Annotated in this window: 30 protein-coding genes; 23 read left to right on the forward strand and 7 right to left on the reverse strand. The window is 74.2% G+C overall.

Features of this window, described 5'->3' with window-relative positions:
- Nucleotides 1-12: 12 nt before the first annotated feature.
- The 4 genes from OG702_RS27350 to OG702_RS27365 all read left to right on the forward strand — a co-directional run bounded on the left by OG702_RS27350 (nucleotide 13) and on the right by OG702_RS27365 (nucleotide 4,075).
- Nucleotides 13-1,269, forward strand: coding sequence for an NYN domain-containing protein (locus OG702_RS27350; protein ID WP_327291601.1), 1,257 nt, complete (start codon nucleotides 13-15; stop codon nucleotides 1,267-1,269).
- Between the two features lie 92 nt (nucleotides 1,270-1,361).
- Nucleotides 1,362-2,414 (forward strand): ABC transporter ATP-binding protein, encoded by a 1,053-nt coding sequence (locus OG702_RS27355; RefSeq protein ID WP_327291602.1) that lies wholly within the window; start codon nucleotides 1,362-1,364, stop codon nucleotides 2,412-2,414.
- A gap of 109 nt (nucleotides 2,415-2,523) precedes the next feature.
- Nucleotides 2,524-3,357, forward strand: a complete 834-nt coding sequence (locus tag OG702_RS27360; protein WP_327291603.1) for an ABC transporter permease — start codon at nucleotides 2,524-2,526, stop codon at nucleotides 3,355-3,357.
- Nucleotides 3,358-3,391: 34 nt separating this feature from the next.
- Nucleotides 3,392-4,075: a hypothetical protein gene (locus OG702_RS27365; RefSeq protein WP_327291604.1), complete on the forward strand. Its 684-nt coding sequence runs from the start codon at nucleotides 3,392-3,394 to the stop codon at nucleotides 4,073-4,075.
- A gap of 11 nt (nucleotides 4,076-4,086) precedes the next feature.
- Here the strand turns inward: OG702_RS27365 and ybaK are convergent, their stop codons facing one another.
- From ybaK to OG702_RS27380, 3 genes are all read right to left on the reverse strand, one after another.
- Nucleotides 4,087-4,587 (reverse strand): Cys-tRNA(Pro) deacylase, encoded by a 501-nt coding sequence (gene ybaK, locus OG702_RS27370; RefSeq protein WP_327291605.1) that lies wholly within the window; start codon nucleotides 4,585-4,587, stop codon nucleotides 4,087-4,089.
- Nucleotide 4,588: 1 nt separating this feature from the next.
- A complete protein-coding gene (locus tag OG702_RS27375; protein ID WP_327291606.1) occupies nucleotides 4,589-5,308 on the reverse strand; it encodes an LON peptidase substrate-binding domain-containing protein in 720 nt (239 codons plus the stop codon).
- 277 nt (nucleotides 5,309-5,585) lie between these two features.
- Complete coding sequence (locus OG702_RS27380; RefSeq protein WP_327293393.1) at nucleotides 5,586-7,109, reverse strand: oxidoreductase; 1,524 nt, start codon at nucleotides 7,107-7,109, stop codon at nucleotides 5,586-5,588.
- Nucleotides 7,110-7,281: 172 nt separating this feature from the next.
- On the opposite strand from OG702_RS27380, the gene hisD reads away from it, so the two are divergent.
- From hisD to hisF, 8 genes are read left to right on the forward strand one after another with little or no spacing between them, the layout of a single operon-like run.
- On the forward strand, nucleotides 7,282-8,595 hold the full coding sequence (gene hisD / locus OG702_RS27385; protein ID WP_327291607.1) for a histidinol dehydrogenase: 1,314 nt from the start codon (nucleotides 7,282-7,284) through the stop codon (nucleotides 8,593-8,595).
- Nucleotides 8,592-9,713, forward strand: coding sequence for a histidinol-phosphate transaminase (locus OG702_RS27390; RefSeq protein ID WP_327291608.1), 1,122 nt, complete (start codon nucleotides 8,592-8,594; stop codon nucleotides 9,711-9,713). The genes hisD and OG702_RS27390 overlap by 4 nt, the downstream gene beginning before the upstream one ends.
- A complete protein-coding gene (gene hisB, locus OG702_RS27395) occupies nucleotides 9,710-10,303 on the forward strand; it encodes an imidazoleglycerol-phosphate dehydratase HisB (protein ID WP_327291609.1) in 594 nt (197 codons plus the stop codon). The genes OG702_RS27390 and hisB overlap by 4 nt, the downstream gene beginning before the upstream one ends.
- The gene (locus tag OG702_RS27400; protein ID WP_327291610.1) at nucleotides 10,300-10,452 is read left to right on the forward strand and encodes a hypothetical protein; all 153 of its coding nucleotides are present in this window, start codon (nucleotides 10,300-10,302) and stop codon (nucleotides 10,450-10,452) included. The genes hisB and OG702_RS27400 overlap by 4 nt, the downstream gene beginning before the upstream one ends.
- Before the next feature lie 9 nt (nucleotides 10,453-10,461).
- Complete coding sequence (gene hisH / locus OG702_RS27405; protein WP_327291611.1) at nucleotides 10,462-11,097, forward strand: imidazole glycerol phosphate synthase subunit HisH; 636 nt, start codon at nucleotides 10,462-10,464, stop codon at nucleotides 11,095-11,097.
- Between the two features lie 34 nt (nucleotides 11,098-11,131).
- Entirely contained in the window at nucleotides 11,132-11,857 is a 726-nt protein-coding gene (gene priA / locus OG702_RS27410; protein WP_327291612.1) for a bifunctional 1-(5-phosphoribosyl)-5-((5-phosphoribosylamino)methylideneamino)imidazole-4-carboxamide isomerase/phosphoribosylanthranilate isomerase PriA, read from the forward strand.
- Nucleotides 11,854-12,267 (forward strand): Rid family hydrolase, encoded by a 414-nt coding sequence (locus tag OG702_RS27415; protein ID WP_327291613.1) that lies wholly within the window; start codon nucleotides 11,854-11,856, stop codon nucleotides 12,265-12,267. Before priA ends, OG702_RS27415 begins: the two co-directional genes overlap by 4 nt.
- Nucleotides 12,264-13,022: an imidazole glycerol phosphate synthase subunit HisF gene (hisF, locus tag OG702_RS27420; protein WP_327291614.1), complete on the forward strand. Its 759-nt coding sequence runs from the start codon at nucleotides 12,264-12,266 to the stop codon at nucleotides 13,020-13,022. Before OG702_RS27415 ends, hisF begins: the two co-directional genes overlap by 4 nt.
- Nucleotides 13,023-13,026: 4 nt before the next feature.
- Here the strand turns inward: hisF and OG702_RS27425 are convergent, their stop codons facing one another.
- The gene (locus OG702_RS27425; protein ID WP_327291615.1) at nucleotides 13,027-13,629 is read right to left on the reverse strand and encodes an O-methyltransferase; all 603 of its coding nucleotides are present in this window, start codon (nucleotides 13,627-13,629) and stop codon (nucleotides 13,027-13,029) included.
- A 109-nt stretch (nucleotides 13,630-13,738) separates the two neighbouring features.
- On the opposite strand from OG702_RS27425, the gene OG702_RS27430 reads away from it, so the two are divergent.
- Together OG702_RS27430 and OG702_RS27435 are read left to right on the forward strand one after the other, a co-directional pair.
- Nucleotides 13,739-14,332 carry a helix-turn-helix domain-containing protein gene (locus tag OG702_RS27430; protein WP_327291616.1) on the forward strand — a complete coding sequence of 198 codons (594 nt, stop codon included), beginning with the start codon at nucleotides 13,739-13,741 and terminating at the stop codon, nucleotides 14,330-14,332.
- A gap of 18 nt (nucleotides 14,333-14,350) precedes the next feature.
- Complete coding sequence (locus tag OG702_RS27435) at nucleotides 14,351-15,589, forward strand: MFS transporter (RefSeq protein ID WP_327291617.1); 1,239 nt, start codon at nucleotides 14,351-14,353, stop codon at nucleotides 15,587-15,589.
- Between the two features lie 81 nt (nucleotides 15,590-15,670).
- Here OG702_RS27435 and OG702_RS27440 read toward each other — a convergent pair whose 3' ends face one another.
- Both OG702_RS27440 and OG702_RS27445 read right to left on the reverse strand, forming a co-directional pair.
- Nucleotides 15,671-16,303 carry a TIGR03085 family metal-binding protein gene (locus tag OG702_RS27440; protein ID WP_327291618.1) on the reverse strand — a complete coding sequence of 211 codons (633 nt, stop codon included), beginning with the start codon at nucleotides 16,301-16,303 and terminating at the stop codon, nucleotides 15,671-15,673.
- Between the two features lie 52 nt (nucleotides 16,304-16,355).
- The gene (locus OG702_RS27445) at nucleotides 16,356-17,258 is read right to left on the reverse strand and encodes a hypothetical protein (protein WP_327291619.1); all 903 of its coding nucleotides are present in this window, start codon (nucleotides 17,256-17,258) and stop codon (nucleotides 16,356-16,358) included.
- Nucleotides 17,259-17,441: 183 nt separating this feature from the next.
- Here OG702_RS27445 and hisI point away from each other — a divergent pair, with 183 nt between their 5' ends.
- A complete protein-coding gene (hisI, locus tag OG702_RS27450; RefSeq protein WP_327291620.1) occupies nucleotides 17,442-17,801 on the forward strand; it encodes a phosphoribosyl-AMP cyclohydrolase in 360 nt (119 codons plus the stop codon).
- Nucleotides 17,802-17,812: 11 nt separating this feature from the next.
- Complete coding sequence (locus OG702_RS27455; RefSeq protein WP_327291621.1) at nucleotides 17,813-19,318, forward strand: anthranilate synthase component I; 1,506 nt, start codon at nucleotides 17,813-17,815, stop codon at nucleotides 19,316-19,318.
- Nucleotides 19,319-19,386: 68 nt separating this feature from the next.
- Here OG702_RS27455 and OG702_RS27460 read toward each other — a convergent pair whose 3' ends face one another.
- On the reverse strand, nucleotides 19,387-20,595 hold the full coding sequence (locus OG702_RS27460; protein ID WP_327293394.1) for a S53 family peptidase: 1,209 nt from the start codon (nucleotides 20,593-20,595) through the stop codon (nucleotides 19,387-19,389).
- A gap of 350 nt (nucleotides 20,596-20,945) precedes the next feature.
- On the opposite strand from OG702_RS27460, the gene OG702_RS27465 reads away from it, so the two are divergent.
- From OG702_RS27465 to trpA, 7 genes are all read left to right on the forward strand, one after another.
- Entirely contained in the window at nucleotides 20,946-21,686 is a 741-nt protein-coding gene (locus OG702_RS27465) for a TIGR02234 family membrane protein (protein ID WP_442814560.1), read from the forward strand.
- A 127-nt stretch (nucleotides 21,687-21,813) separates the two neighbouring features.
- Nucleotides 21,814-22,083, forward strand: a complete 270-nt coding sequence (locus OG702_RS27470; protein WP_327291622.1) for an HGxxPAAW family protein — start codon at nucleotides 21,814-21,816, stop codon at nucleotides 22,081-22,083.
- Between the two features lie 78 nt (nucleotides 22,084-22,161).
- Nucleotides 22,162-22,599, forward strand: coding sequence for a DUF2752 domain-containing protein (locus OG702_RS27475; RefSeq protein ID WP_327291623.1), 438 nt, complete (start codon nucleotides 22,162-22,164; stop codon nucleotides 22,597-22,599).
- A 157-nt stretch (nucleotides 22,600-22,756) separates the two neighbouring features.
- Complete coding sequence (trpC, locus tag OG702_RS27480; protein ID WP_327291624.1) at nucleotides 22,757-23,566, forward strand: indole-3-glycerol phosphate synthase TrpC; 810 nt, start codon at nucleotides 22,757-22,759, stop codon at nucleotides 23,564-23,566.
- Nucleotides 23,567-23,627: 61 nt separating this feature from the next.
- Nucleotides 23,628-23,780 (forward strand): tryptophan biosynthesis modulator TrpM, encoded by a 153-nt coding sequence (trpM, locus tag OG702_RS35560; RefSeq protein WP_442814561.1) that lies wholly within the window; start codon nucleotides 23,628-23,630, stop codon nucleotides 23,778-23,780.
- A 187-nt stretch (nucleotides 23,781-23,967) separates the two neighbouring features.
- Entirely contained in the window at nucleotides 23,968-25,215 is a 1,248-nt protein-coding gene (gene trpB, locus OG702_RS27485) for a tryptophan synthase subunit beta (RefSeq protein ID WP_327291625.1), read from the forward strand.
- Nucleotides 25,212-26,030 carry a tryptophan synthase subunit alpha gene (gene trpA, locus OG702_RS27490; protein WP_327291626.1) on the forward strand — a complete coding sequence of 273 codons (819 nt, stop codon included), beginning with the start codon at nucleotides 25,212-25,214 and terminating at the stop codon, nucleotides 26,028-26,030. The genes trpB and trpA overlap by 4 nt, the downstream gene beginning before the upstream one ends.
- Nucleotides 26,031-26,098: the final 68 nt, after the last annotated feature.

A 26,098-nucleotide genomic window follows, 5' to 3' on the forward strand; every position in this document is an offset into this window, starting at 1 on the left:
AAGAGGTGCGAGATGGACCGCTGCGTCGTCCTGGTGGACGCTGGATATCTACTGGGCGCAGCAGCAAGCCTTCTGGCCGGTGAGCCGTCTCGTTCCCGGATCATCGTCGATCATGCCGCCGTCGTGGCTGGCCTGCGGGAAAGGGCCGAACGCGAGACCGGTCAGCCGCTGCTGCGGATCTACTGGTTCGACGGCGCACCCGACCGGGTTCCGCAACCCGAGCACCGCAGGCTGCGGGTGATGCCCCGGGTGACGGTACGGCTCGGCGCGCTCACCCGGACGGACGGCCGGTGGGCGCAGAAGGGCGTCGACGCCGCCATGCACGCGGAGCTGTCGGAACTGGCCCGCAACCGGGCCTGCTCCGACATCGTGCTGGTCACCGGCGACGGCGATCTGCTGCCCGGCATGATGTCCGCCAAGGAGCACGGCGTCGCCGTCCACCTGTGGGCCGTCCAGGCGGCGGACGGCGACTACAACCAGTCGGAGGACCTGGTCGCCGAGGCCGACGAGCGCCGGGTGCTTGACCGGGAGTGGATCACCGCAGCGATCAGGGCCAGGGACGGGATCTGCGCCCCCGCGGGCAGCACGCGGCCCGACATCGGCCCGGAGATCGCCGCGATCCTGTCCGCCCCGCTGCCCGAGTCCGCCGCCGCGCCCCCGCAGGAACCGCACCCGGCGCACCCCGACCACCCCCCGAACTCCCCGCACCCCGGCGAGAACGGCGCGGCGCCCGCCGTGGAGCCCGCCGAGCCCGCGGGCGCCGGCGGCAAGGGCGTGCCCACCCCCAAGGACCTGGCGAGCCTCGGCAAGCCGCACCCCGCCCCGCCGCCCCCGCACCAGGCCCCGAACGCCACCCTGCGCTGGTCCTCCGACAAAGGCTGGACCGACCGGGGCGCCGGCGGCCCCGACGTGCCCGACACCAGCGGCCTGCCCACCCTGGCCCAGCTGACCACCGCCGAGCAGCGCTGGGCGGACCGGGAGGCCGACATCACGGCGGTCAGCGGCGACCCCTACGAGGTCGGCCAGGTCTTCGCCCGCCGCTGGACCGCCCGCCTCGCCGACTCCGGCCAGCTCCAGCAGCTGTCCACCCACTACCCCCGGGTGCCGCACCGGATCGACGGCGAGCTGCTGCGGTACGCCGCCAGGTTCGGCCTGCTGGCCCACAAGGACGACCAGATCGACGAGCACGACCGGTACGCGATCAGGGCCGGATTCTGGCGCGAGGTCGACACGCGTACCGGCGTCGAGCACGGCCCGGGCGGCGACTGACCACGGGGAGCGACCGGGGAAAGGCCGCAGCGGTCCTTTCGTACAACCCCCCTTGCGCCACAAGCCGTCCGCGCCGCGTAGTCTCGATCCTCGTGAACACGGGCACGGAGGACAAGGCGCCCCCGGCGGTCGCCGCGGCCCGCGACGCGGTGTGCACCGTGCGCGGACTGATCAGGACGTACCCGGCCGGATCGGGCGCGCGCCGCCGCGGACCGGGCCGGCGCGGCCCCGCCGCCGGGCCCGCCGTCGTACGGGCCAGCGACGGCATCGACCTCGATGTGCGGCGCGGCGAGCTGTTCGGCATCCTCGGCCCCAACGGCGCCGGCAAGACCACGCTGGTACGGCAGCTCACCGGGCTGCTGCGGCCCGACGAGGGCACCATCGACCTGCTCGGCCACGACCTCGTACGCCACCCGGAGCGGGCCGCCCGGCTGATCGGCTACCTGGGCCAGGAGTCCACCGCGCTGGACGAGCTGACCGTGTCGCTCGCCGCCGAGACCACCGGGCGGCTGCGCGGCCTGGACGCGGCAGCGGCCCGCACCGCCACGGCCGCCGTCCTGGACGAACTCGAACTCGGCCCCCTCGCCTCCCGCCCGATCAAGCGGCTCTCCGGCGGCCAGCGCCGGCTGGCATGCTTCGCCGCCACCCTGGTGGGGGAGCGGCCGATACTGGTCCTGGACGAGCCCACCACCGGAATGGACCCGGTCGCCCGCCGGGCGGTGTGGTCCGCGCTGGGCCGCCGCAGGGCGGAGAACGGTGTCACGGTGCTGCTGGTCACCCACAACGTCATCGAGGCCGAGACGGTGCTCGACCGGGTCGCGGTGCTCGACCACGGCCGGGTCATCGCCTGCGACACCCCCGCCGGGCTGCGCGCCCTGGTCGCCGACGAGGTGCGCCTCGACCTGGTGTGGCGCACCGACCCGCCGCTTGACCTGCCCGCGATCGCCGCGCTCCAGCCGCTGGCCGACGTCTCCGGCCGCCGCTGGACCCTGCGGCTGCCGCACGACCGGGCCCGCACCACCGTCGCCGAGCTCACCGGCGGCCCCGCCTACGCGGCGCTGGACGACTTCACCCTGGCCACCCCGAGCCTGGAGGACGTCTACCTGGCGCTGGGCGGCCGTGCCAAGGGCCTGGTGAAGTCATGACCACGGGCACGACCACGACCGCGGGCACGGTCCCAGGTACGACGGCGGGCCCGGCCACGGGACGCCGCCCGGCCGCCCCGGGTCCGACCGCCAGGCCGGGAGGCCGCCGATGACCGTCATCGCCCAGGCCGGCCCCGACCGCGGCGGCGCCGCCGTCGGCGCCCCGGAGGACGACGCGGCGCCGCTCGCCCCCCGGGCGCGGCTGTGGCCGTCCTTCGCCGCCGTCTACCGGGCGCAGCTCTCCCGCGCCCGGGTGGCCCGGATCCCGCTGCTGTTCGTGGCCACCTTCCAGTCCGTCGGGATCATGGTCATGATGCGCGGGGTCGTCGAGGCCGGAGACGGCGAGGCCGCGCGGGCCGTCGTCGCCGGGTCAAGCGTCCTGGTGGTCGCCTTCGTCGCCCTCAACCTGCTGGCGCAGTATTTCGGCCAGCTGCGGGCCTCCGGCGGCCTCGACCACTACGCGACCCTGCCGGTGCCGCCCGCCGCCGTCGTCCTCGGCGCGGCCGGCGCCTACGCGTCCTTCACGGTGCCCGGCACCCTGCTCACCGCGGTCGTCGGATGCGTGCTCTTCCACCTGACCCTCACCACGCTGTGGGTGCTCGCCATCGTGATCCCGCTGGCCGGCGCCGCCCTGTCCGGCCTCGGCGCCGCCCTCGGGCTGCTCGCGCCCCGGCAGGAGATCGCCACGCTCTTCGGCCAGCTCGGCATGTCCGCGGCCCTGCTGCTCGGCGTGCTGCCCGCCTCGCACCTGCCAGGGCCCATCGGCTGGGTCCGCGACCTGCTGCCGTCCACCTACGGCGTCGAGGCCTTCGCCCGCACGCTCGGCGGCAGCTCCGGTACGGACTGGGCCGCGGTCCTCGGCGACCTGTCGGTCTGCGCCGCTGTCGGCGTCGGCTCGCTGGCCGTCGCCACCTGGGCCTACCGCAGGGCCGCCTGCCGGTGAGGCGTCCCGCGCCCGGACCTGGCACGATGGGCAGGTGACCGCTCCCTTGACTCCCCACGACCACTCACCGGACCTCCCGCCCTATCCCGGGTCGGGATCCGGCCCCGGCAAGGGCGAGGTCCGATCCAGGGCGGCGCTCGCCGAGCTGCGCAAAGGCGCGCTGGTGGCACTGCTGGTCACGGTCTGCGGCATCGCGCTCGGCCTGCTGTGGCTGTGGCTGTCGCCCCGGGTGCCGCTGGTCTCCGACGGCAAGGCCGTCTACCTCAAGGACACCGAGGGCGAGGAGGCCATCGGCGGCGACGGCACCTTCGCGCTCATCGCGGCCGGCCTCGGCGTGCTGACCGCCGCCGTGGTCTTCTGGCGCTACCGCCGCGGCGGGATCGGCGTCGTCCTCGGCCTCGCGGCGGGCGGTGTGCTGGCCTCCGTCGTGGGCTGGCGGCTCGGCGTCTGGCTCGGCCCCGACACCGACATCGTCAAGCACGCCACCGCGGTCGGCCCGAAAGTCGTCTTCGACGCCCCGCTGGAGCTGCGGGCCAAATCCGCGCTGGTGGCCTGGTCGGTGGCGGCGATGATCGTCCACCTGGTGCTGACGTCCGCGTTCGGTCCGCGGGACCCGGAGGGCGGCGACCACGCGATGGTGCCGCAGCCGTATCCGGTGCCGCCCGCGCCCCCCGCCCCGCCGCCGGCGCCCCCCGCGGACCCGCCGTCCAAGGAGTAGGGCGCCCGCGCTCAGGCGCGGGCGATCGGGGCCGCGGTCGCCGAGGTCAGCGTTCGCAGGTCCGCGGGGGCGAGTTCGACTTCGAGGCCGCGCTTGCCCGCGGAGACGAAGACCGTGGCGAAGGCCAGCGCCGAGCTGTCGAGCACCGTCGGCAGGGCCTTGCGCTGGCCCAGCGGCGAGATGCCGCCGAGCACGTAACCGGTGCTGCGCTCCGCCGCCGCCGGGTCGGCCATCGCGGCCCGCTTGCCGCCCGCCGCGGCGGCCAGCGCCTTCAGGTCAAGCGACCCGGCCACCGGGACGACCGCGACGGTCAGCGTGCCGTCGACCTCCGCCACCAGCGTCTTGAACACCCGCTCAGGACTCGTGCCGAGCGCGGCGGCGGCCTCGTCCCCGTACGACAGCCCGGACGCCGGGTCGTGCTCGTAGGCGTGCACGGTGAAGGGCACGCCCGCCTTCTCCAGCGCGACGGTGGCCGGCGTGCCCCCGGCGGCGCCGGTCTTCTTCCTGGCCACGTCAGTTCGCGCTGATCGGCTGGCTGGTCAGGTCGACCGCGGGCAGCGACGGCAGCTTGTCGATCACGGCCGACTCGCGGCGCAGCAGCCGCAGCTCCGCGGCCAGCCGGGCCGCGCTGTCCGGCTCCTCGAGCAGCGCCTGCTTCACCGCCGTCTCGGCGATCAGCGCGGCCGCCACCAGGTAGGACAGCACGGTCGGATCGTCGGGGAACTCCTGGCCCGGAGCCAGGGTGCGCTCCCGCGCCCCCGCCAGCCGCTTCTGGTACGTGCTGAACACCCGGGTGACCTCGGACGCCAGCGCGCCCGCGCCGCCGCCCGGGTCCTCCTGGATCTCCTCGATCTCCGCGGTCAGATACGGGCCGCTGACGTCGAGCGAGAGCAGCTTGAACTTGAGCAGGCCGGTGGCGACGAGCTCGTAGCCGCCGTCGTCGCGCTCGGCGATGCCGGTCGCGTCCGCGATGCAGCCGATGGCGTGGAGGGCGGCGAGCGGGTCCTCGCCCAGGCCCGCGGCCGGACCCGCGCTCCTGCCCTCCTGGCCCGTGGGTGCGACCTCCTGGCCGTTCTTGATCGCGACCACGCCGAAGCGGCGCGGGGCGTCCTCCGGAAGCGCCAGCAGATCCGCGACCAGGGCGCGGTAGCGCTCTTCGAAGACGTTCAGCGGGAGTACGAGGCCGGGGAAGAGGGTGGCGCCCAGGGGGAAGAGCGGAATCCGATCGGTCACAGTGAGCCAGCGTACGGCCTCCGGCCGGGGGTTACGCGGCTTCCCCCCGGGCTGCCCCTCCCCGCTCCCCGGGACCTTCCCCCGGCGGGGTGGCCTGCCGCGCCGTTCCCCGCGCCCCTGGGTGCTTGCCCCTTGCGCCGCGCGCTTGCCTGCGGGGTCGTCGTGGCCTGTCGCGCAGTTCCCCGCGCCCCTGAAAATCGCTCACCCTCCGCGCGGAGAGCAACCCCGCAGGGGCGCGGGGAACTGCGCGGGGTCCGTGGTTGGCGGGCCGTCGGGGCTACGACGTGCGGCGGAGGAGGCGGGTGGCGCCGGCGGCAGCCGTCGTGGCGAGCATCCAGCCGAGGAGGGTGAGCAGCGAGGCGACCCATTGCGCGAGCCCGGCCTCGCGCCACGCGTTGTCCTGGCCCAGGTCGATGACCGGGAGCAGCAGGTCGAGGGCGTAGAGCGCCGGACTCCAGTGCGGCCGGTAACCCCCCGGGTCCGCCGCCGCGGGTATGTGGTGGAGGGCGAAATACGTGGCACCCAGCGCCCACAGCACCGCCATCCAGACCGCGGCCCGGCCCGGCCGGTAGCCGTAGCCGACGGTGATGTCCTGGAGCCAGCCCCACACCCGCCCGGCGGCCGGCAGCGTCTCGCGGCGCCGCCGCTGCCGGGCCAGCAGCACCTCGCGGGCCTCCGCGTCCTCGCCCGCGGCCCGCAGCGCCGCCGCCAGCCGCTCGTACGGCTCGGGCCGGAATTCGGGGGTGGCGGCCTGGAGCCAGGCCAGCCGCCCGCGCAGCGGGAACTCGGCGAGGGGGGTGAGGGTGTCGTAGCTGAAGCCGGTCATCCTCAGCCGCCCGGCCCCGGGCCAGGCGCTGCGCGCGTCGTTGAGCTTGCCGACCCTCGCGCCGGACAGGACGACCGCCCCGTCCGGCGCCCGCGGCAGCGTGAAGCACAGCTCGGGCGTCTGGATGCGCCGCAGCGAGACCTGCTGCTCGCCGGTGAGCAGGAAACGCGCCCGGCTGATGATCACCGCGTTGCCGAACCGCCCGTCGTCGAGCCGCAGCCCGCCGTGGCAGGTGAAGTCCCGCACGCCGACTCCGTCCGGCGGCGGCGCGGACCCGGCGCCGCCGCCCCGCGGGTTCCAGCCGCCGGACAGGTACAGCGTGTGCTCGACCGCTATCCGGGCGGCGTTGAGCGCCTGCCTCCCGCCGGGGTTGCGCAGGGTGGCGCCGCGCAGGCTGAGCCGGCCGCCTATGCGGGCGCTGCGCAGGCTGAACTCCCCGGTGATGTCGACGAGTTCGGCGTCCACGTCCTGGCCGACGGTGAGCCCGTCGGCGGCGAAGGCCTGGGCGGCCCGGCCGCGGCGGACGGTGAGCTGGTTGAGCAGCAGGTCGGTCCCTATGTGCGCGTCGGCCATCCGCACGCCCCCGGTGACCAGGCACTGCGGCAGGTGGAGGTCGCCGCCGACCTGGAGCCTGGCGGCGTCGAGCCGGGGCAGCCGGCAGCGCACCAGGCGCATGCTGCCGACCCGGCACTCCTGGAGCATCAGCGGGTCGTCGAAGCGGCAGTCGTCCAGCTGGACGTACGGCGTGACGGTGCCGCCGGCCAGCATGAGGCGCCCGGTGATCCGCACCCCGGCGAGTTTCAGCGCCGTGACCCGCCCGGGCACCGCGGCCGGCCCGTCCAGCAGCAGCTCGGCGACGGCCTGCGCCCGTACCGTACGGTCCGCGCCCCATTCGGGTCCGGCCAGCGGCTCGTCCTCGTCGGCGCGCCCGGTGCGCAGATCGCAGGTGCGGCCCTCCCTGAAGGCCTGCCACATGCGCCGCTCGACCGGTGTCCAGTCCCGTGGCGGTGTCCCGCCGGCCGTCGCTGCCACCCGATTCCCCTCCCCGTCGTCGCGCCGCACACCGTAGCGGGTCGGTGCGACGGCGGCGTATCACGGAGTGGAACCTTGGAACGTCCCGCATGCCCGGGTCTCTACACTTGGCAGCGTGATCTCCCGAATCGATCTGCGCGGTGCCGCCTTCCCCGAGGGCGGGATCGACCGCGACCTGCTGCCCCGTGCCGACTTCGACGTGGAGGCCGCCCTGGAGACGGTGCGGCCGATCTGCGAGGACGTCCGGCATCGGGGCTCGGTGGCGGTGCTCGATCACGGGGAGCGGTTCGACGGGGTGCGCCCCGCCTCGCTGCGGGTCCCCGAGCAGGCGCTGGCGTCCGCGCTCGCCGAGCTCGACCCCGCGGTCAGGGCCGCGCTGGAGGAGTCGGTACGGCGGGCCAGGATCGTGCACCGCGAGCAGCGCCGCACCGATGTCACCACCCAGGTGGTGCCGGGCGGCACGGTCACCGAGCGCTGGGTGCCGGTCGAGCGGGTCGGGCTGTACGTGCCGGGCGGCCTCGCGGTCTACCCGTCGTCCGTGGTGATGAACGTGGTGCCCGCCCAGGAGGCCGGCGTCGAGGGCATCGCGGTGGCCTCGCCCGCGCAGAAGGACTTCGGCGGCCTGCCGCACCCCGCCATCCTGGCCGCGTGCGCCCTGCTCGGCGTCACCGAGGTCTACGCCGCGGGCGGCGCCCAGGCGGTCGCGATGTTCGCCTACGGCACCGAGGACTGCCGCCCGGTCACCCTGGTCACCGGGCCCGGCAACATCTACGTCGCCGCCGCCAAGCGGCTGCTCAAGGGCCGGATCGGCATCGACGCCGAGGCGGGGCCCACCGAGATCGCGATCCTCGCCGACGACGCCGCGGACCCCGCCTTCGTCGCCGCCGACCTGATCAGCCAGGCCGAGCACGACCCGCTGGCCGCCGCGGTGCTGGTCACGACCTCGCCCGAGCTGGCCGACGCGGTCGGCAAGGAGCTGGACGTCCAGGTCCCCGCCGCCCGGCACCGCGAGCGGATCACCGCCGCACTGTCAGGACGGCAGTCCGCGACCGTGCTCGTCGACACCCTCGACCAGGGTCTGGCCGTGGTGGACGCCTACGCCGCCGAGCACCTGGAGATCCAGACCAGGGACGCCGCCGCGGTCGCCGCCCGGGTGCGGAACGCGGGGGCGGTCTTCGTCGGCCCGCACGCCCCGGTCTCGCTCGGCGACTACTGCGCCGGGTCCAACCACGTGCTGCCCACCGGCGGCTGCGCCTGCCACTCCTCGGGCCTGTCGGTGCAGTCCTTCCTGCGCGGCATCCACGTCGTGGACTACTCGCGCGACGCCCTGGCCGACGTCGCCGCCCACGTGGTGACGCTGGCCGACGCCGAGGACCTGCCGGCGCACGGGGAGGCCGTACGCGTGCGGTTCGGCGGTGACCTCGCGTGACGGGCGTCGAGGACCTGCCCATCCGTGACGAGTTGCGCGGCCAGTCCCCCTACGGGGCCCCGCAGCTCGATGTCGCGGTGCGGCTGAACACCAACGAGAACCCGTACCCGCTGCCCGACGCCCTGGTGGCCAGGATCGCCGAGCGGGTCGCCGAGGCGGCCCGGGGCCTGAACCGCTACCCGGACCGGGACGCGGTCGAGCTGCGCACCGCGCTCGCGGCGTATCTGACCAGGACAGCCGGCCACCCGGTCGGCCTGGCCCAGGTGTGGGCGGCGAACGGCTCCAACGAGGTCATCCAGCAGCTGCTGCAGACCTTCGGCGGCCCCGGCCGCAGCGCGATGGGCTTCGAGCCGTCGTATTCGATGCACGCGCTCATCTCCCGCGGCACCGGCACCGGCTGGATCTCCGGGCCGCGGGCCACCGACTTCACCATCGACGTGGCCGCCGCCGTGCGGGAGATCGCCGAGCGCCGCCCCGAGGTGGTGTTCATCTGCTCGCCCAACAACCCGACCGGCACCGCGGTGGACGCCGCCACCGTCGTGGCGCTCTACGAGGCCGCGCAGGCCGCCCGGCCGTCGCTGGTCGTGGTGGACGAGGCCTACGGCGAGTTCTCGCACCGGCCGTCGCTGCTGCCGCTGATCGAGGGCCGGCCCCGTCTGGTGCTGACCCGCACGATGTCCAAGGCCTTCGGCGCGGCCGGGCTGCGGCTCGGCTATCTGGCCGCCGACCCCGCGGTGGTCGACGCCGTGCAGATCGTCAGGCTGCCCTACCACCTGTCCGCCGTCACCCAGGCGACCGCGCTGGCCGCGCTGGAGTACACCGACACGCTGCTCGGCTACGTCCAGCAGTTGAAGGCGGAACGCGACCGGCTGGTCCGGGAGCTGCGTGCCACCGGCTACCAGGTGGTCGACTCGGACGCCAACTTCGTGCAGTTCGGCCGGTTCGCCGACAGCCACACCGCCTGGGAGGCGGTGCTCGCGCACGGCGTGCTGGTACGGGACAACGGTGTGCCCGGCTGGCTGCGGGTCTCGGTCGGCACCCCCGCCGAGAACGACGCGTTCCTGGACGCGGCGCGAGCGGTCTTCAAGGAGCACAGCACTACGGAGGAGCAGGTATGACCCGCGTGGGCCGCGTCGAGCGCACCACCAAGGAGACCTCGGTGGTCGTCGAGATCGACCTCGACGGCGCCGGGCAGGTGTCCGTGTCCACCGGCGTCGGCTTCTACGACCACATGCTGGACCAGCTGGGCAGGCACGGGCTGTTCGACCTGTCGGTGAAGACCGAGGGCGACCTGCACATCGACACCCACCACACCATCGAGGACACCGCCCTCGCGCTGGGCGCCGCCTTCAAGCAGGCGCTCGGTGACAAGGTCGGCATCTACCGCTTCGGCAACTGCACGGTCCCGCTGGACGAATCGCTCGCCCAGGTCACCGTGGACCTCTCCGGCCGCCCGTATCTGGTGCACACCGAGCCGGAGCAGATGGCGCCGATGATCGGCTCGTACGACACCACGATGACCCGGCATATCCTGGAGTCCTTCGTCGCCCAGGCCCAGATCGCCCTGCACGTCCACGTGCCGTACGGGCGCAACGCGCACCACATCGTGGAGTGCCAGTTCAAGGCCCTTGCCAGGGCGCTGCGTTACGCCAGCGAGCGCGACCCGCGCGCCGCGGGAATCCTGCCGTCTACGAAGGGCGCACTGTGAGCAAGGGATCGACCCTCTTCATCCTCTTGGGGCTCTTCCTCGCCGGAGGCGTCTACTCCTTCTGGCAGCAGAAGCACTCCAAGAGCCTGATCGCGCTGCTGGCCATCGGATCGGTGATGGCCCTGGTCACCGGTCTGCTGCAGCTCTAGGGAGCCGGGATGAGCAAGAGCGTCGTCGTCCTCGACTACGGATTCGGCAACGTCCGATCGGCCGAGCGGGCCCTCGCGCACGCCGGCGCCGACGTCGAGATCACGGCTGACTTCGACCGGGCGATGCGGGCCGACGGCCTGCTGGTGCCCGGCGTCGGCGCGTTCGAGGCGTGCATGGCCGGCCTCAAGGGCGTGCGCGGCGACTGGATCGTCGGGCGCCGGCTCGCGGGCGGCCGGCCGGTGCTCGGCATCTGCGTCGGCATGCAGATCCTCTTCGCCCGCGGCATCGAGCACGGTGTCGAGACCGAGGGCCTGGAGGAGTGGCCCGGCACGGTGGGGCCGCTCAAGGCCCCCGTCGTGCCGCACATGGGCTGGAACACCGTCGAGGCCGCCGAGGACTCCCGGCTGTTCGCGGGCGTGGACGAGGACGCCCGCTTCTACTTCGTGCACTCCTACGCCGTCCACAGCTGGGACCTGGAGTCGCAGAGCGAACGCATGAGCAGCCCGAAGGTCAGCTGGACCACCCACGGCGAGCCGTTCGTCGCCGCGGTGGAGAACGGGCCGCTGTGGGCCACCCAGTTCCACCCGGAGAAGTCCGGCGAGGCCGGCGCCCTGCTGCTCGCCAACTGGCTCGACACCCTCTAGACCCACCGAACCCACCCGCGAGGAACGCGATCCGATGACCAAGCTCGAACTGCTTCCCGCCGTCGACGTCAGGGACGGCCAGGCCGTCCGCCTCGTGCACGGCGAGTCCGGCTCGGAGACCTCGTACGGCGACCCGCTCGCCGCGGCGCTCGCCTGGCAGGGCGCGGGCGCCGAGTGGCTGCATCTGGTGGACCTCGACGCCGCCTTCGGCACCGGCGACAACCGGGCGCGGATCGCCGAGGTGGCCCGCACCATGGACATCAAGGTCGAGCTGTCCGGCGGCATCCGCGACGACGACACGCTCGCCGCGGCCCTGGACACCGGCTGCACGCGGGTCAACCTCGGCACGGCCGCGCTGGAGACCCCGGAGTGGGTGGCCAAGGTCATCGCCCGGCACGGCGACCGGATCGCGGTCGGCCTGGACGTGCGCGGCACCACCCTGCGCGGCCGCGGCTGGACCCGGGACGGCGGCGACCTCTACAAGACGCTGGCACGGCTGGACTCGGAAGGCTGCGCCCGTTACGTCGTCACCGACATCGCCAAGGACGGCACCTTGCAGGGACCCAACCTGGAGCTGCTGTCGAGCGTGTGCGCCGCCACCGACCGCCCGGTCGTGGCGTCCGGCGGTGTCTCCAGCCTTGACGATCTGCGCGCGATCGCGTCTCTTGTTCCGCAGGGTGTGGAGGGCGCGATCGTCGGCAAGGCGCTCTACGCGAAGGCGTTCACCCTCGAAGAGGCCTTGGAGGCAGTGTCACGATGACCACAACCCCCGCAGTACGGCGCGATCAGTCCGAGAGCCCGCTGGAGGAGACCATCGGCTTCGCCCGGGCCGTCGCCGCGGGGGACATGGTGCTGGTCTCCGGCACCATGCCGCTGGTCGACGGTGAAGTACGCGGCGAGGGCAGCCCGTACGAGCAGGCGCTGCTGGCGTTCGGCAACGCGCTGGCCGCCCTGGAGCCGTTCGGCCTGGGACCGGACAGCGTCATCCGCACCCGCATGTACATGAGCCACGCCAGGGACGCCGACGACGTGGGCCGCGCCCACCGCGAGCTGTTCGGCGCCGTCCGCCCGGCGATGACGATGGTCGTGGTGGCCGGCTTCATGGACTCCCGGGTGCTGGTGGAGGTCGAGATCGAAGCTTTCCGGGAAGTCGGAGGAGACACCCCATGACCCTCGCGGTGCGCGTCATCCCCTGCCTCGACGTGGACGCGGGACGGGTCGTCAAGGGCGTCAACTTCCAGAACCTGCGGGACGCGGGCGACCCGGTCGAGATGGCCAGGCTCTACGACGCCGAGGGCGCCGACGAGCTGACCTTCCTTGACATCACCGCGTCCTCCGGCGACCGGGAGACCACCTACGACGTGGTCCGCCGCACCGCAGAGCAGGTCTTCATCCCGCTGACCGTAGGCGGCGGGGTGCGCAGCGCCGACGATGTCGACAGGCTGCTGCGGGCCGGCGCCGACAAGGTCGGCGTCAACACCGCGGCCATCGCCCGCCCGGAGCTGATCCGCGAGATCGCCGAGCGCTTCGGGCGGCAGGTGCTCGTGCTGTCCGTGGACGCGCGGCGGGCGGCCTCCGGCAAGGGGTTCGAGGTCACGACGCACGGCGGCCGGCGCGGCACCGGGATCGACGCCGTCGAGTGGGCCGAGCGGGCGGCGGAGCTCGGCGCCGGGGAGATCCTGCTCAACTCCATGGACGCGGACGGCACGAAGGACGGCTACGACACGGAGATGATCGCCGCCGTCCGCTCGCGGGTGTCGGTGCCGGTCGTCGCCTCCGGCGGCGCCGGGCGGCTCGACGACTTCGCACCGGCGGTCGCCGCCGGGGCGGACGCGGTGCTCGCGGCGTCCGTCTTCCACTTCGGCGACCTCCGCATCCCCCAGGTCAAGTCGGCGCTGCGCTCCGCCGGGCACCCCGTGCGCTGAGCGGTCAGCCGGACCTGGTGCACAGCAGCACCGCGAGGTCCGGGGCCAGCGGGACCTCCACCGCGCGCAGCGCCGGGTGGTCGAGCCAGTGCAGCCGTGCGGTGTCCGGCCGCCCGCCGTGGACGGGGGGCCGCCCCTGCGACGGGGTGAAGTCGTCGATGACCAGCACCCCGCCCGGCCGGAGCAGGGCGACCGGGTCGGCCGGGCGCCCGTCCCCCTTGCCCTGGCCGCCGCCGTCGAGGACGAGCAGGTCGAAGGGGCCGTCCTCGGCGATGGCCGTCCAGTCGGCGTGCCGCACGGTGACCGAGGGGGCGAGCGCGCCGAAGAGCCCGGCCGCGACCGCGGCACGGTCGGCGTCCGTCTCGACGCTCACCGCCGTGGCCCCGCCGCGCATGCCGGAGACCAGCCAGGCCAGCCCCACCCCGCAGCCGGTGCCGGTCTCGCCGATACGTTCCGCGCCGGCGGCCAGCGCGTACAGCAGCCGACCCTGCTCAGGGCGGCAGGAGTAGGGGAAGTCGAGCCGGGTCGCGGTCAGGGCGGCGCGTTCCACCAGCGGCGGCAGATCACCGGAGCCGGTGAGGTGCGCACGGGTGCCGTCAAGGGACATGCGGGTCATCCTGCCAGTGCGGCGGCGGCGGAAGAGGGCGATCAGGTGAGAAAGAAAGTTTGCACAAATCTAGTTGCGCAAATTTAGTTGCACATCTAGCCTGGACGATGTGACCGACAAGGACCGCTCCCAGCGCATCACCGACCTCGACGCACTCAAGGTCTTCACCCACCCGCTGCGCATCCGGCTCTACCGCGCGCTGTTCACCGCCCGGTCCGCGACCGCCTCGCACCTGGCCGACCAGGTCGACGAGGCGGTCTCGCTGGTCAGCTACCACCTGCGGAAGATGGCCGCGCACGGCTTCATCGTCGAGGACCCCGGCCACGGCACGGACGGCCGGGAACGCTGGTGGACGGTCTCGGCGGAGCGCGGATTCTCCTTCCGCAACGCCGACTTCGACGACCGGCCGGAAGGCGCGGCCGTCCTCGCGCAGGTCACCAGGCAGCTGCTTGCCACCAGGGCCGAGCGCTACCAGCAGTATCTGGACGAGCAGGCCGCGTGGTCCCGCGAGTGGACCAGCGCCGCCTTCTCCAGCGAGTTCATGCCGCTGCTCACCGCGGACGAACTGCAGCAGATGGCCGACGAGATCGTCGAGCTGATGCAGCGCTGGACCGACCGCGGCAGGACCGCGGAGGACTCGGGCGACACCGAGGGCCGCGAGCACGTGGCCGTCCAGATGTACGGCTTCCCCTTCCGTCCCTGAGCACAGGAAGGCCGGTCCATGACCACGACAGCGAGCGCGACCGCCCGACCCGCCGGCGGCAGGCCCGCGTACCGCGACGGCAACGTCCTGCGCTGGCTCACCGCCTACACCGCGTCCCTGCTGGGCGACTCCGTCTACTTCGTCGCCCTCGGCTTCGCTGCCGCCAAGGTCGCCCCACCCGCCCAGGTCGGGCTGGTGATGGCCGCCGGCGCGGTGCCGCGCGCCATCCTGATGCTCGGCGGGGGAGTGGTCGCCGACCGCTTCGGCCCGCGCCTGGTCGTCATCGGCAGCGACACCGTCCGCTGCGCGCTGATCCTCGCGGCGGCCGCGGCGCTCGCGCTGGCGTCACCAGGGCTGTGGCTGCTGGTCGCCGTCGCCCTGGTCTTCGGCGTCGTCGACGCGCTGTTCATGCCCGCGGTCGGCGCGCTGCCGCCCCGGATCACCACGCCCGACCAGCTCGTACGCCTCCAGGGGCTGCGCGCGCTGTCGGTACGCCTCGGCACCGTCGTGGGGCCGCCGGTCGGCGGGCTCGCGATGGGACTCGGCGGGGGCGCCGCGGCCTTCACGGTGGCCGGCCTGCTCTTCGCCACCTCCGTCCCGCTGCTGATCGGCACCCGGATCGCGTCGCTGCCCCCCGCCGAACGCGCGCCCGCCGGGCGGGAGTTGCGCGACGGGCTGGCCTACATCCGCCGCCACCGGGTGGTCGGCCCGCTGGTCCTGTCCGGCGCGCTGTGCGAACTCGGCCTGGTCGGCCCGCTCAACGTCGGCATGGTGCTGCTCGCCGACGAGCGCGGCTGGGGCGCCGCGGGATACGGCTGGATCATCGCCGGGTTCGGCGTCGGCTCCGCGGTCAGCGCGCTGCTGCTGGCCGTGCACGGGCGAATACGGCGGGCCGGCGCGGTGCAGATCGGCACGCTGCTCGTGGGATCCGTGGGCATCGGCTTCATCGGTGTCGCCCACCAGTTGGCGGTCGCCGTCGCGGTGGCCTTCCTGTCCGGCCTCATCTGCGGCGTCTGCGGCGGCCTGGCCACCGCGCTCATCCAGACGGCGACCGAGCCGGCCTATCTCGGCCGGGTCACGTCAGTGATGAGCCTCACGGGCTTCGGCCTGGCGCCCCTGGTCTACCCCCTCTTCGCCACGGCCGTCGGAGCGTTCGGGGCAGCCCCCGTCTTCCTCACCAGCGCCGCCCTCGCCGCCCTTGGCGGCGCGTTCACCGCTTTCCTCCCCGCCATCCGCCACGCCGAACTCCCCACCTGACCCACCACGTTCCCCAGCGGCGCCAGGAACGGCGCGCCCAGCCACGGTCGGGGGAAGCCCCCGGGCCCCCGGTGGTGGGGGTCAGAAGCCCAGGCTGGCTTCGTACGCCGCCGCCACCGCGGCCTTGTCCCCTTCAGCCACCACATTCGCCGCCGCCTGGCGGCCGAGGGCGAAGAGGGTCAGCTCGGCGGGCTCGCCGGTGACCGTCACGACGGGGGAGCCGCGGTGGAGCACCGCGGTCTGGCCGTCGGGCCGGCGGAGCACCAGGCCGACGGTGCTGCGCCGCCCGAGCATGCGCGCGGCCCGCTCCACCCGCGACCAGAGCGCGTCCCCGAAGACCGGGTCGATCTCCCGCGGCGTCCAGTCCGGCTGCGCGCGCCGCACGTCCTCGGTGTGCACGTAGAACTCCACCGTGTTCGACGCCTCGTCCAACTGCTTGAGCGCGAAGGGCGACAGCCGCGGCGGCCCGGTCCTGATCAGCCGGATCAGTTCTTCGTACGGCCGCCGCGCGTATTCGCCGCGCACCCGTTCCAGCCGGTCCGCGAGGCGCGGGACGATCAGCCCGGCGGCGGCGTCACCGCGGCGCTCGCGCACCACGGTGTGCGCGGCCAGGTCCCGGGTGGTCCAGCCCTCGCAGAGGGTGGGCGCATCGGGCCCCGAGCGTTCCAGGAGGTCGGCGAGGAGCAGACGTTCACGCTGTGCATGGGTCGTCATACCGCCAGGTTAACGACCCGCGGCCGCCACGTCCGCTTCCCCCGCCCGGCCCTCAGCCGAGCTTGCTGTGCAGCTTTCTGCCGTTCGACCCGTCGTTGAGGGTGAGCGCGCAGGTCACGGTCCTGCGCCCCTGCACCTGATACGTGATCAGCTCCGGGAAGAGCACGTACGAGTAGTAGTCCCCGCCGGCCGGCGCGCGCCTGGTGGCGTCGGCCTCGCACAGCGAGAACGCCTTCTTCTCGATCTGGTCCTTGGTGGTGAAGGTCCCGGACAGCGTCTTGTCGGCGATCGACTGGGCGTCGTGGGCCGAGTCGCACGGCACGGTCTCGACGGTGTGGATGCCGGGCGTCATCGACGGCATGTTGAAGCACTTGCCGGGATCGACGACCACGTACGGCATCTCCTCCCCGTCGCTGGCGGACGGATCCGGCGAGGCGCTGTCCGACGGGAAGTCGCTCGGCAGGTCCAGGCTCGGGAAGTCCGTGGGCAGCGTGAAGCTGGGAATTGGCACGGTCGGCAGCGTGGGCAGTGCCGGCAGCGCGGTGAGCGACGGCACCGCGGCGGAGTCCTTCGCGCTCGGCTCGCTCCGGTCGCCGTCACTGGACACGGCGACGACGCCGACGATCGCGGCGACCACGACGACGGCTCCGACCGCGATCCACACCTTGCGCCCGGTGTGCTTCTGCGGCGGCCGCGGCGGACAGCCGCCGCCCGGGTGACCGCCGGGGTGGCCGTAGCCGCCGGGCGGGACCGGGTGTCCCGGCGGCACGGGCGGCCCGTAGCCGCCACCCTGCCTCGGGTGGCCGTAGCCGTCCGCCGGCGCGGGCGGCGGCCCGAATCCGTCCGCCGGCGCCGGCGGGGGCGGCGGCCCGAAGCCCTGCGGCGGTGGGCCGAAACCGCCGCCCTGCCCGGGAGGCTGCGGCGGACCGTCGTGCGGCGGTGGAGGAAAACCCATGGTGGAAGGATGCCCCATACGGGTGACGCCGGTGGGTAACGAGCCAGCGACAGGTGGATGACGGCTCAACCCCCTTACCCGCTCGCGCGGTTCACGGCGATGTGCCGCGGCCCGCCGGCGTATCGGTCCGGCACCCGGACACCGTATTTCCGCCCGCGCCGGGTCCGGCGGCATGATGGACGCATGCCCGCGACCCCGCTCGATCCCGCCATCGCCGCCCGGCTCAAGCGCACCCCCGACGGCCTGGTGCCCGCCATCGCCCAGCAGTACGACACCGGCGAGGTGCTGATGCTGGGCTGGATGGACGACGAGGCGCTGCGCCGCACGCTGACCACCGGCCGCTGCACGTACTGGAGCCGCAGCCGGCGCGAATACTGGGTCAAGGGCGACACCTCCGGGCACGTCCAGCACGTGAAGTCGGTCGCGCTGGACTGCGACGGCGACACCGTGCTGGTGAAGGTCGACCAGGTCGGCGCGGCCTGCCACAGCGGCGACCGCACCTGCTTCGATTCCGACCTCCTGCTGCCCGCCGCGGGCCAGTAATGTCTGCGGCCATGGACCTCGATACGTTCCGCAAGCTGGCGGTCGACCGCCGCGTCATCCCGGTCAGCCGCCGGCTCCTCGCGGACGGCGACACGCCGGTCGGGCTGTACCGCAAGCTCGCGAACGAGCGGATCGGCACCTTCCTGCTGGAGTCGGCCGACACCAGTTCCAACAGCGGTGCGAGCGGCGGGTCCTGGTCGCGCTACTCCTTCGTCGGCGTGCGCTCCGCCGCCGCGCTGACCGCGGTCGACGGGCAGGCCCACTGGCGGGGCACCCCGCCGGTCGGCGTCCCGGTCGACGGCGACCCGCTGGCCGCGCTGCGCGCCACCGTCGAGGCGCTGCACACCCCGCGCGACCTGACCGCGGGCATGCCGCCCTTCACCGGCGGCATGGTCGGCTACCTCGGCTACGACATCGTGCGCCGGCTGGAACGCATCGGCGACAGCACGCAGGACACGCTGCGGCTGCCGGAACTGACCATGCTGCTGACCTCCGACCTCGCGGTGCTCGACCACTGGGACGGCACCGTGCTGCTGATCGCCAACGCGATCAACCACAACGACGAGGACACCGGCGTCGACGAGGCCTACGCCGACGCGGTCGCCCGGCTGGACGCGATGGAGGCGGACCTGGCCAGGGACGTACCGCAGCAGCCCGTCGCGCTGCCGGAGTCGGTGGACTTCGACGTCAGCTGGAGCTGGGGCGGCGAGCAGTTCATGGCCGCCGTCGAGGACATCAAGGAGCGCATCCACGCCGGCGACGCCTTCCAGGTCGTCGCCTCCCAGCGGCTGGAGACCGAGTGCTCCGCCAGCGCGCTGGACGTCTACCGGGTGCTGCGGACCACCAACCCGTCGCCGTACATGTACCTGCTGCGCTTCGACGGCTTCGACGTCGTCGGGTCCAGCCCCGAGGCGCTGGTCAAGGTCGAGGACGGCCGGGCCATGCTGCACCCGATCGCCGGGACCAGGCCGCGCGGGGCGACCCCGCAGGCCGACGCGGCGCTCGCCGAGGAGCTGCTGGCCGACCCCAAGGAACGCGCCGAGCACCTGATGCTGGTCGACCTGGGGCGCAACGACCTGGGCCGGGTGTGCGAGCCGGGCAGCGTCGAGGTGGTCGACTTCATGTCGGTGGAGCGCTACTCGCACGTGATGCACATCGTCTCCACCGTCACCGGCCGGGTCGCGCCCGGCAGGACCGCCTTCGACGTGCTGACCGCGTGCTTCCCGGCCGGCACGCTGTCCGGCGCGCCCAAGCCGCGCGCCATGCAGATCATCGAGGAGCTGGAGCCGACCAGGCGCGGGGTCTACGGCGGCTGCATCGGCTATCTGGACTTCGCCGGCGACTCCGACACCGCCATCGCGATCCGTACGGCCGTGCTGCGCGACGGTGTCGCGTACGTGCAGGCCGGCGCGGGCATCGTCGCGGACTCCGACCCGGTCGCCGAGGACGCCGAGTGCCGCAACAAGGCCGCCGCGGTGCTGCGGGCGGTCGCGACGGCCAACGTGATGCACGGCTGACCGGCCGCGGGCACGCGGGGGCGGGGCGGCCGTCACGCCCGCCCCGCCCCCCGCCCCCGGCCCGCGGGTCAGCCGGTGAAGGCGGCCACGCCGTCCGGGGTGCCGAGACCGGTCGGGCCGTCGTAACCGGCCGTGCCCGTGCACAGGTACGAGCCGGCGCACTCGCCGTTCGTCCCGCTCAGCACGTCGTTCAGGGCGCCGGTGTGCGCGTAGGGGAACGAGGCCGGATAGGAGCCCTCGGACGGCGTCCCGGCCAGCGCGTAGAGCGAGGCGATGATCGGCGCGGAGGCGCTGGTGCCGCCGAAGACCTCCCAGCCGGTGTCGTTGCCGTAGGTGTCGTTGACCGCGACACCGGTGGCCGGGTCGGCGACCGCGGAGACGTCGGCGACGGTACGGCCGGCGCATTCGGCGTCCTGCTGCCAGGCCGGCTTGGGGTCGTAGGCCGAGCAGCCGGAGCCCGCCCCGCCCCACCCGGTGTCCGTCCAGCCGCGCGAACCGCCGTCCTGCCGCAGCGAGGTGCCGCCGACCGCGGTCACGTACCGCGAACCCGCCGGGTACTCCACGCCGTAGCCGGCGTCGCCGGAACTGACGGTGATGGCCACGCCGGGGTGGTCGAAGAACTGGCTGTCGTAGCCGGTGTCCGCGCCGGACTCGCCGCCGCCGTAACTGTTGGACACGTACCTGGCGCCCAGCGCCACCGCGGTGTTGACGGACTCGCCGAGGTCGGTCATGACCGAGGAGTCCGCCTCGACCAGCAGGATGTGGCAGGCCGGGCAGACCGCGCTGACCATGTCCAGGTCGAGGGATATCTCCTCGGCCCAGCCCGGATCGGGCACCGGCAGCGCCGACGTGCCGCTCTGGCCGACCTTGCGGAAGCAGCCGTTGCCGGTGGTGCAGGCCGGCAGGCCGTACTGGGTGCGGTACGTGGCCAGGTCCGCCTCGGCGTTCGGATTGTCGTAGGCGTCCACGATCGCCACGGTGGCGTCCGAGCCGCCGGCGTCGGGTACGGCGTAGGCGCTGCGCAGGTCGGCGGGTCCGTAACCCGACGGGATGGCCGCCGGGTGCGCGGAACGCGCCGAGGGCGCAAGGGAGTCGGCGCCGCTGGTGACCTTGAGCGCCTTGCAGGCCATCACGTCGGGGGCGGTGCTGACCGCGCAGGAGCGTGCCGTGGTCAGCCGGTGCGCGGGGGCCGGCTGCGGCTGCGCGCCGGCGGTCGGGGCGAGGGCGACCAGCCCGGTGGCGGCGAGTCCGGCGACCGCGACGAGGGCCGGCCACATATGGCTGGTGGCGCGGCGGGTGGGACGGGGGGTGTGCAAGTGTTGCCTCCTGTGGGGGGAGTGTGACGCGTGATGCCTCTGCGTCCATTGGGGGAGCAGGGGGATGGCCGAGAACGTATGGTGACCCGCGCACGTCAACAAGGCGGGTCACCGGCGGGACCGGAAGCTATACCGCCGCTTTACCTGCCGCTGGCGGGAGTTGGCGTCTTCATGACCTGCTCATGACCATCAGGGAGGCATGGAATCGGCTTGTCCCGCCGCGCCCGGTACGGCCGCCTCCCGCCCGTTACGCGACGCCCCGGGGGTCCCCCGGTCGAGGCGGCCGGCCACCGGCAGGGGATAGTGGACAGGTGACCTCCGTCCCGCAGCAGCCCCACCCGGCACCGGCCCCCGCAGCAGAGCAGGACGCCGGGCCGTCCCCCGCGCCCGGCGCGCCCGCTGCGTCCGAGGTGGCTGCCGCGTCCCGGCGCCGCGGCGTCAGGACGCTGGCCGCCGCGCTGCCCGCCGGGGCGATCGGGGCGAGCCTGGTGCTGGTGGCCGCGGGCAAGACCTGGTCGCGCGGGTCCGCCGCCTTCGGCGACACCCACCTGCCGGTGCACGCCACCGGCACCGACACCACCGCGCTGCCCGGCGCGCTCGCGCTGGTCGGGCTGGCCTCGCTGGTCGCCGTCTTCGCCGTCCGCCGGGCCGGCCGCTACGCCGTCGCCGCGCTGCTCGCCCTCAGCGGGCTCGGCGTCGTCGTCATGGCGCTGGCCAGGCGCGGCGACCACGCGGCGATCGACTCCGCCGCCGGGACCGCCGTCGGCCTGGCCCACGCCACCGCCGAGCACACCTCCGCCACCTCCTGGCCGCTGGTCTCCGCCGTCGGCGGCGCCCTGCTGCTCGTCGCCGGGCTGCTCGCGCTGCGCTACGGGCCCGCCTGGCCCGCGATGTCCAGCCGCTACGACCGGCCGGGCACGCGCCGCCCGGTCCGCGCCAGGGCGGCGGCCTCCGCCGCCGCGGCCGGCCGGCCGGTGCCCGTCGACCCCGATCGCGCCGAGGATCTGTGGAAGGCCCTCGACCGCGGTGAGGACCCCACCCAGGCGTCCTGAGTCGCTGGTGGGAGCCCTGCGGCGGTGCGCCGGACCCCCGTGCGTGGTCCTGCTCCGATACGCGCAACAATGGATGACGACGTGGAAGGCGACGGTCGCCTCCCACCGGGAGCATCAGGGAGTATTCATGGCGGCCCACCACGACCACGGACACACCCCGGCCGCCTGGACCGGAGTGATCATCTCCTTCGTCGGCTTCTGCGCCGGCGGCGGCTTCATGGTCGCCGCGCAGCCCGGCCCCTTCTGGGCCAGCGTCGGCGTGATCCTGCTCGGCCCGCTGGTCGGCGGCATCATGAAGATGATGGGCCTCGGCCGCAAGGAGGACGGGCACGTGGCCACCCCCGCGGTCCGCACCGAGGAGCCGCAGAAGGAAGCCGCCGCGCACGCCGGCGCCTGACCCAGGGCCCGTCCGAGCCCCGCCACCTGGCGCAGCGACCCGCTGCGCCTTCGTGCGTGCCGGGGCAGAATCGTCGCCGTGACCACCTACCGGGCCGCGGCGGCCCCCTCAGGCCCGCGGGGCACGCTGCGCGCGGCCGCCGTACCGCTCGGCGTGCTCGGCGCCGTCGCCGCGGGCTTCGGCTACGTCGCGGCCGTCGACCCCGGGCAGCCGGGCCACTACCCGGCGTGCCCGCTGCTGTACTACACCGGCGTCTACTGCCCCGGCTGCGGCGGCCTGCGCGGCGCCCACGCCCTGGCCCACGGCCACCTCGGCACCGCGCTGGGCTGCAACGCCGTCGCCGTCGCCGGATACGCCGTCTTCGCCGTCGTCTGGACGATCTGGTTCACCCGCACCCTGCGCGGCAGGGCCTTCGACCCCGCGCTGCCGCCGCGCGCGCTCTACGCCCTCTGCGGGCTGCTGCTGGCCTTCACCGTGGTCAGGAACCTGCCGTTCGGGGCGGTGCTGGCGCCCTGAACCGCCCGCCGGGCGGGGCAAGATTGTCCAGGTGGTGGGACCGCCGATCACCGGATGCGAGGTGCCGGGCCGCCGCCCGATACCATCGCAGTGCCGGTGGTTTCCGCCACCGACCCGAACATTTCACTGCACGGCCGGCCGGAAGGGGAGCTCTCGCGTGAGTGTGCTCGACGAGATCATCGACGGAGTCCGCGCAGACCTCGCCGAGCGGCAGGCCCGGGTCTCCCTCGACGACCTCAAGGAGCGCGCCGCCAAGGCGCGGGACGCCAAGGACGGGGTCGCCGCGCTGCGCGGCGAGGCCGTCAAGGTCATCTGCGAGGTCAAGCGGTCCAGCCCGTCCAAGGGCGCGCTCGCCGCGATCGCCGATCCCGCGGGCCTGGCCGCGGACTACGAGGCCGGCGGTGCGGCGGTCATCAGCGTCCTCACCGAGCAGCGCCGCTTCGGCGGCTCGCTCGCCGACCTCGAAGCGGTGCGCGCCAAGGTCGACATCCCGGTGCTCCGCAAGGACTTCATCGTCACCGCCTACCAGCTGTGGGAGGCCCGCGCGTACGGCGCCGACCTCGCGCTGCTGATCGTCTCCGCGCTCGACCAGCCCGCGCTGGTCTCGCTCATCGAGCGGGCCGAGTCGATCGGGCTCACCCCGATCGTCGAGGTCCACGACGAGGAGGAGGTCGGCCGGGCGGTGGACGCGGGCGCGCGCATCATCGGCGTGAACGCGCGCGACCTGAAGACGCTGGAGGTCGACCGGGGGAACTTCGGGCGCATCGCGCCCGAGATCCCCGACCACATCGTGAAGATCGCGGAGTCCGGTGTCCGCGGGCCCCACGACCTCATCGCCTACGCGAACGACGGCGCCGACGCCGTGCTGGTCGGCGAGTCCCTGGTCACCGGCCGCGACCCCCGCACCGCCGTCGCCGACCTCGTCGCCGCCGGCGCCCACCCGGCCCTCCGCCCGGGCCGCGACTAACCCCCTCGGGGGCGCGGGGCGCGGGGTGCGGGGGGCCGGGCCCGGGGCCCGGGGTAGTAGGATGCGGGGCGTGTCATTGGGATCACGTCTTGGACCCGGTTGCCGCCCGCGCGGCTGCCGCGCCCCCGCGCGCCGCGTGCTGGGGCGCCGCGTGCGGTACGTGATCGGATGCGAGCCCGGCCAGGTCAACGGCAGGCGATGGCCCCGCGGCTGAGCCGCGTTCCCATCCCGCGCGAGCGGACCACGCGGCCGCGCAAGGCCGTACGAGCCGTACAGCCGTATCCCCGTACGGGCCGTACCGCCGCAGACAAGGTCACCCCCCGCCGGCGCGAGCCGCACACATGCGCCCACCGGCGGAGCCGACCGGCCGAGTTCACCCATGACCGAGCAGGGGACACCCCATGCCAGAAAAGCCTGACTTCTTCCTCCCGGACCCGGAGGGTCTCAGCCCCAGCGCCGAGGGCTACTTCGGCGCGTTCGGCGGCAAATTCATCCCGGAGGCGCTGGTCGCCGCCGTGGACGAGGTCGCCGCCGAGTACGAGAAGGCGAAGGCCGACCCCGCCTTCGCCGCCGAGCTCAACGACCTGATGGCCAACTACACCGGCCGCCCCAGCGCCCTGACCGAGGTGCCGCGGTTCGCCGCGGAGGCGGGCGGCGCGCGGGTCTTCCTCAAGCGCGAGGACCTGAACCACACCGGCTCCCACAAGATCAACAACGTGCTGGGCCAGGCCCTGCTGACCCGGCGGATGGGCAAGACCCGGGTCATCGCCGAGACCGGCGCGGGCCAGCACGGCGTGGCCACGGCCACGGCGTGCGCGCTGTTCGGCCTGGAGTGCACGATCTACATGGGTGAGATCGACACCCGGCGCCAGGCCCTGAACGTCGCGCGGATGCGCATGCTGGGCGCCGAGGTGGTGTCGGTGACGTCCGGCGGCCGCACCCTGAAGGACGCGATCAACGAGGCCTTCCGCGACTGGGTCGCGAACGTCGACCGCACGCACTACCTGTTCGGCACCGTCGCGGGCCCGCACCCCTTCCCCGCGATGGTGCGCGACTTCCACCGGGTGATCGGCGTCGAGGCGCGCCGGCAGCTGCTGGAGCGCACCGGGCGGCTGCCCGACGCCGCCGTGGCCTGCGTCGGCGGCGGCTCCAACGCCATGGGCCTCTTCCACGCCTTCCTGCCGGACGCCGGCGTCCGGCTGGTCGGCTGCGAGCCGGCCGGCCACGGCGTGGAGACCGGCGAGCACGCGGCCACCCTGACCGCGGGCGACCCGGGCATCCTGCACGGCTCGCGCTCGTACGTCCTGCAGGACGACGAGGGTCAGATCACCGAGCCGTACTCGATCTCCGCGGGGCTGGACTACCCCGGGGTCGGCCCGGAGCACGCGTACCTCAAGGACAGCGGCCGGGCCGAATACCGCGCCGTGACCGACGACGCGGCCATGCAGGCGTTGCGGCTGCTGTCGGGGACCGAGGGCATCATCCCGGCCATCGAGAGCGCCCACGCGCTGGCCGGCGCCCTGGAGCTGGGCCGCGAGCTGGGCCCGGACGCGCTGCTGCTGGTGAACCTCTCAGGACGCGGCGACAAGGACATGGACACCGCGGCCCGCTACTTCGGGCTGTACGACACCGAGGGGGCGGCCAAGTGAGCGGGACCATCGCACTGCTGCAGGAGGTGCTCGCGGCGGCGAGAGCCGAGGACCGCGCCGCCCTCATCGCCTACCTCCCGGCCGGCTTCCCCACCGTCGACGGCGGAATCGAGGCGGTCAAGGCGGCCTTCGACGGCGGCGCCGACATCGTCGAGGTGGGCCTGCCGCACAGCGACCCGGTGCTCGACGGCCCGGTCATCCAGACCGCCGACGACATCGCGCTGAAGAACGGTGTGCGCATCGCCGACGTGATGCGCACGGTCCGCGAGGCGCACGCGGCGACCGGCAAGCCGGTGCTGGTGATGACGTACTGGAATCCGGTGGACCGCTACGGCGTCGAGCGCTTCGCCGCCGAGCTGGCCGAGGCGGGCGGCGCCGGCTGCATCCTGCCCGACCTGCCGGTCGAGGAGTCCGCGGGGTGGCGGAAGGCGGCCGACGAGCACGGCCTGGCCACCGTCTTCGTCGTCGCCCCGTCCAGCAGGGACGAGCGGCTGGCCCGGATCACCGCGGCCGGCTCCGGCTTCGTCTACGCGGCCTCGCTGATGGGCGTCACCGGCACCCGGGTCAGCGTCGGCGAGCAGGCGGCCGGACTGGTCGGGCGCACCCGGGCCACCACCGGGCTGCCGGTCTGCGTCGGCCTCGGCGTCTCCAACGCCGCGCAGGCCGCCGAGGTCGCCGCCTTCGCCGACGGTGTGATCGTCGGTTCGGCCTTCGTCAAGCGCATGCTGGACGCCGGCGACGACGAGGCCGCCGGCCTCGCCGGGGTGCGCGCGCTGGCCGCCGAACTGGCCGAAGGCGTGCGCAAGCGGGCCTGACGCTCACCCGTGGGAGCGGGATTTGTCACTCCCGCGAGCGAAAAACGGTGGGGGGAGGCGCTGAGCGC

The organism is Streptomyces sp. NBC_01198 (assembly GCF_036010485.1).
In the GTDB taxonomy this organism is placed as follows: Bacteria; Actinomycetota; Actinomycetes; order Streptomycetales; family Streptomycetaceae; genus Actinacidiphila.

What these genes read in the sequence shown, in the direction of transcription:
- OG702_RS27415 (WP_327291613.1), top strand. Translation starts at nt 11,854, where the DNA reads ATGACCACAACCCCCGCAGTACGGCGCGATCAGTCCGAGAGCCCGCTG.
- OG702_RS27360 (WP_327291603.1), top strand. Translation starts at nt 2,524, where the DNA reads ATGACCGTCATCGCCCAGGCCGGCCCCGACCGCGGCGGCGCCGCCGTC.
- priA (WP_327291612.1), top strand. Translation starts at nt 11,132, where the DNA reads ATGACCAAGCTCGAACTGCTTCCCGCCGTCGACGTCAGGGACGGCCAG.
- OG702_RS27425 (WP_327291615.1), bottom strand. Translation starts at nt 13,629, where the DNA reads ATGTCCCTTGACGGCACCCGTGCGCACCTCACCGGCTCCGGTGATCTG.
- OG702_RS27440 (WP_327291618.1), bottom strand. Translation starts at nt 16,303, where the DNA reads ATGACGACCCATGCACAGCGTGAACGTCTGCTCCTCGCCGACCTCCTG.
- hisI (WP_327291620.1), top strand. Translation starts at nt 17,442, where the DNA reads ATGCCCGCGACCCCGCTCGATCCCGCCATCGCCGCCCGGCTCAAGCGC.
- OG702_RS27445 (WP_327291619.1), bottom strand. Translation starts at nt 17,258, where the DNA reads ATGGGTTTTCCTCCACCGCCGCACGACGGTCCGCCGCAGCCTCCCGGG.
- OG702_RS27435 (WP_327291617.1), top strand. Translation starts at nt 14,351, where the DNA reads ATGACCACGACAGCGAGCGCGACCGCCCGACCCGCCGGCGGCAGGCCC.
- OG702_RS27470 (WP_327291622.1), top strand. Translation starts at nt 21,814, where the DNA reads ATGGCGGCCCACCACGACCACGGACACACCCCGGCCGCCTGGACCGGA.
- OG702_RS27380 (WP_327293393.1), bottom strand. Translation starts at nt 7,109, where the DNA reads ATGTGGCAGGCCTTCAGGGAGGGCCGCACCTGCGATCTGCGCACCGGG.
- hisB (WP_327291609.1), top strand. Translation starts at nt 9,710, where the DNA reads ATGACCCGCGTGGGCCGCGTCGAGCGCACCACCAAGGAGACCTCGGTG.
- hisF (WP_327291614.1), top strand. Translation starts at nt 12,264, where the DNA reads ATGACCCTCGCGGTGCGCGTCATCCCCTGCCTCGACGTGGACGCGGGA.
- OG702_RS27455 (WP_327291621.1), top strand. Translation starts at nt 17,813, where the DNA reads ATGGACCTCGATACGTTCCGCAAGCTGGCGGTCGACCGCCGCGTCATC.
- trpM (WP_442814561.1), top strand. Translation starts at nt 23,628, where the DNA reads ATGCGGGGCGTGTCATTGGGATCACGTCTTGGACCCGGTTGCCGCCCG.
- trpB (WP_327291625.1), top strand. Translation starts at nt 23,968, where the DNA reads ATGCCAGAAAAGCCTGACTTCTTCCTCCCGGACCCGGAGGGTCTCAGC.
- hisH (WP_327291611.1), top strand. Translation starts at nt 10,462, where the DNA reads ATGAGCAAGAGCGTCGTCGTCCTCGACTACGGATTCGGCAACGTCCGA.
- OG702_RS27460 (WP_327293394.1), bottom strand. Translation starts at nt 20,595, where the DNA reads ATGTGGCCGGCCCTCGTCGCGGTCGCCGGACTCGCCGCCACCGGGCTG.
- OG702_RS27350 (WP_327291601.1), top strand. Translation starts at nt 13, where the DNA reads ATGGACCGCTGCGTCGTCCTGGTGGACGCTGGATATCTACTGGGCGCA.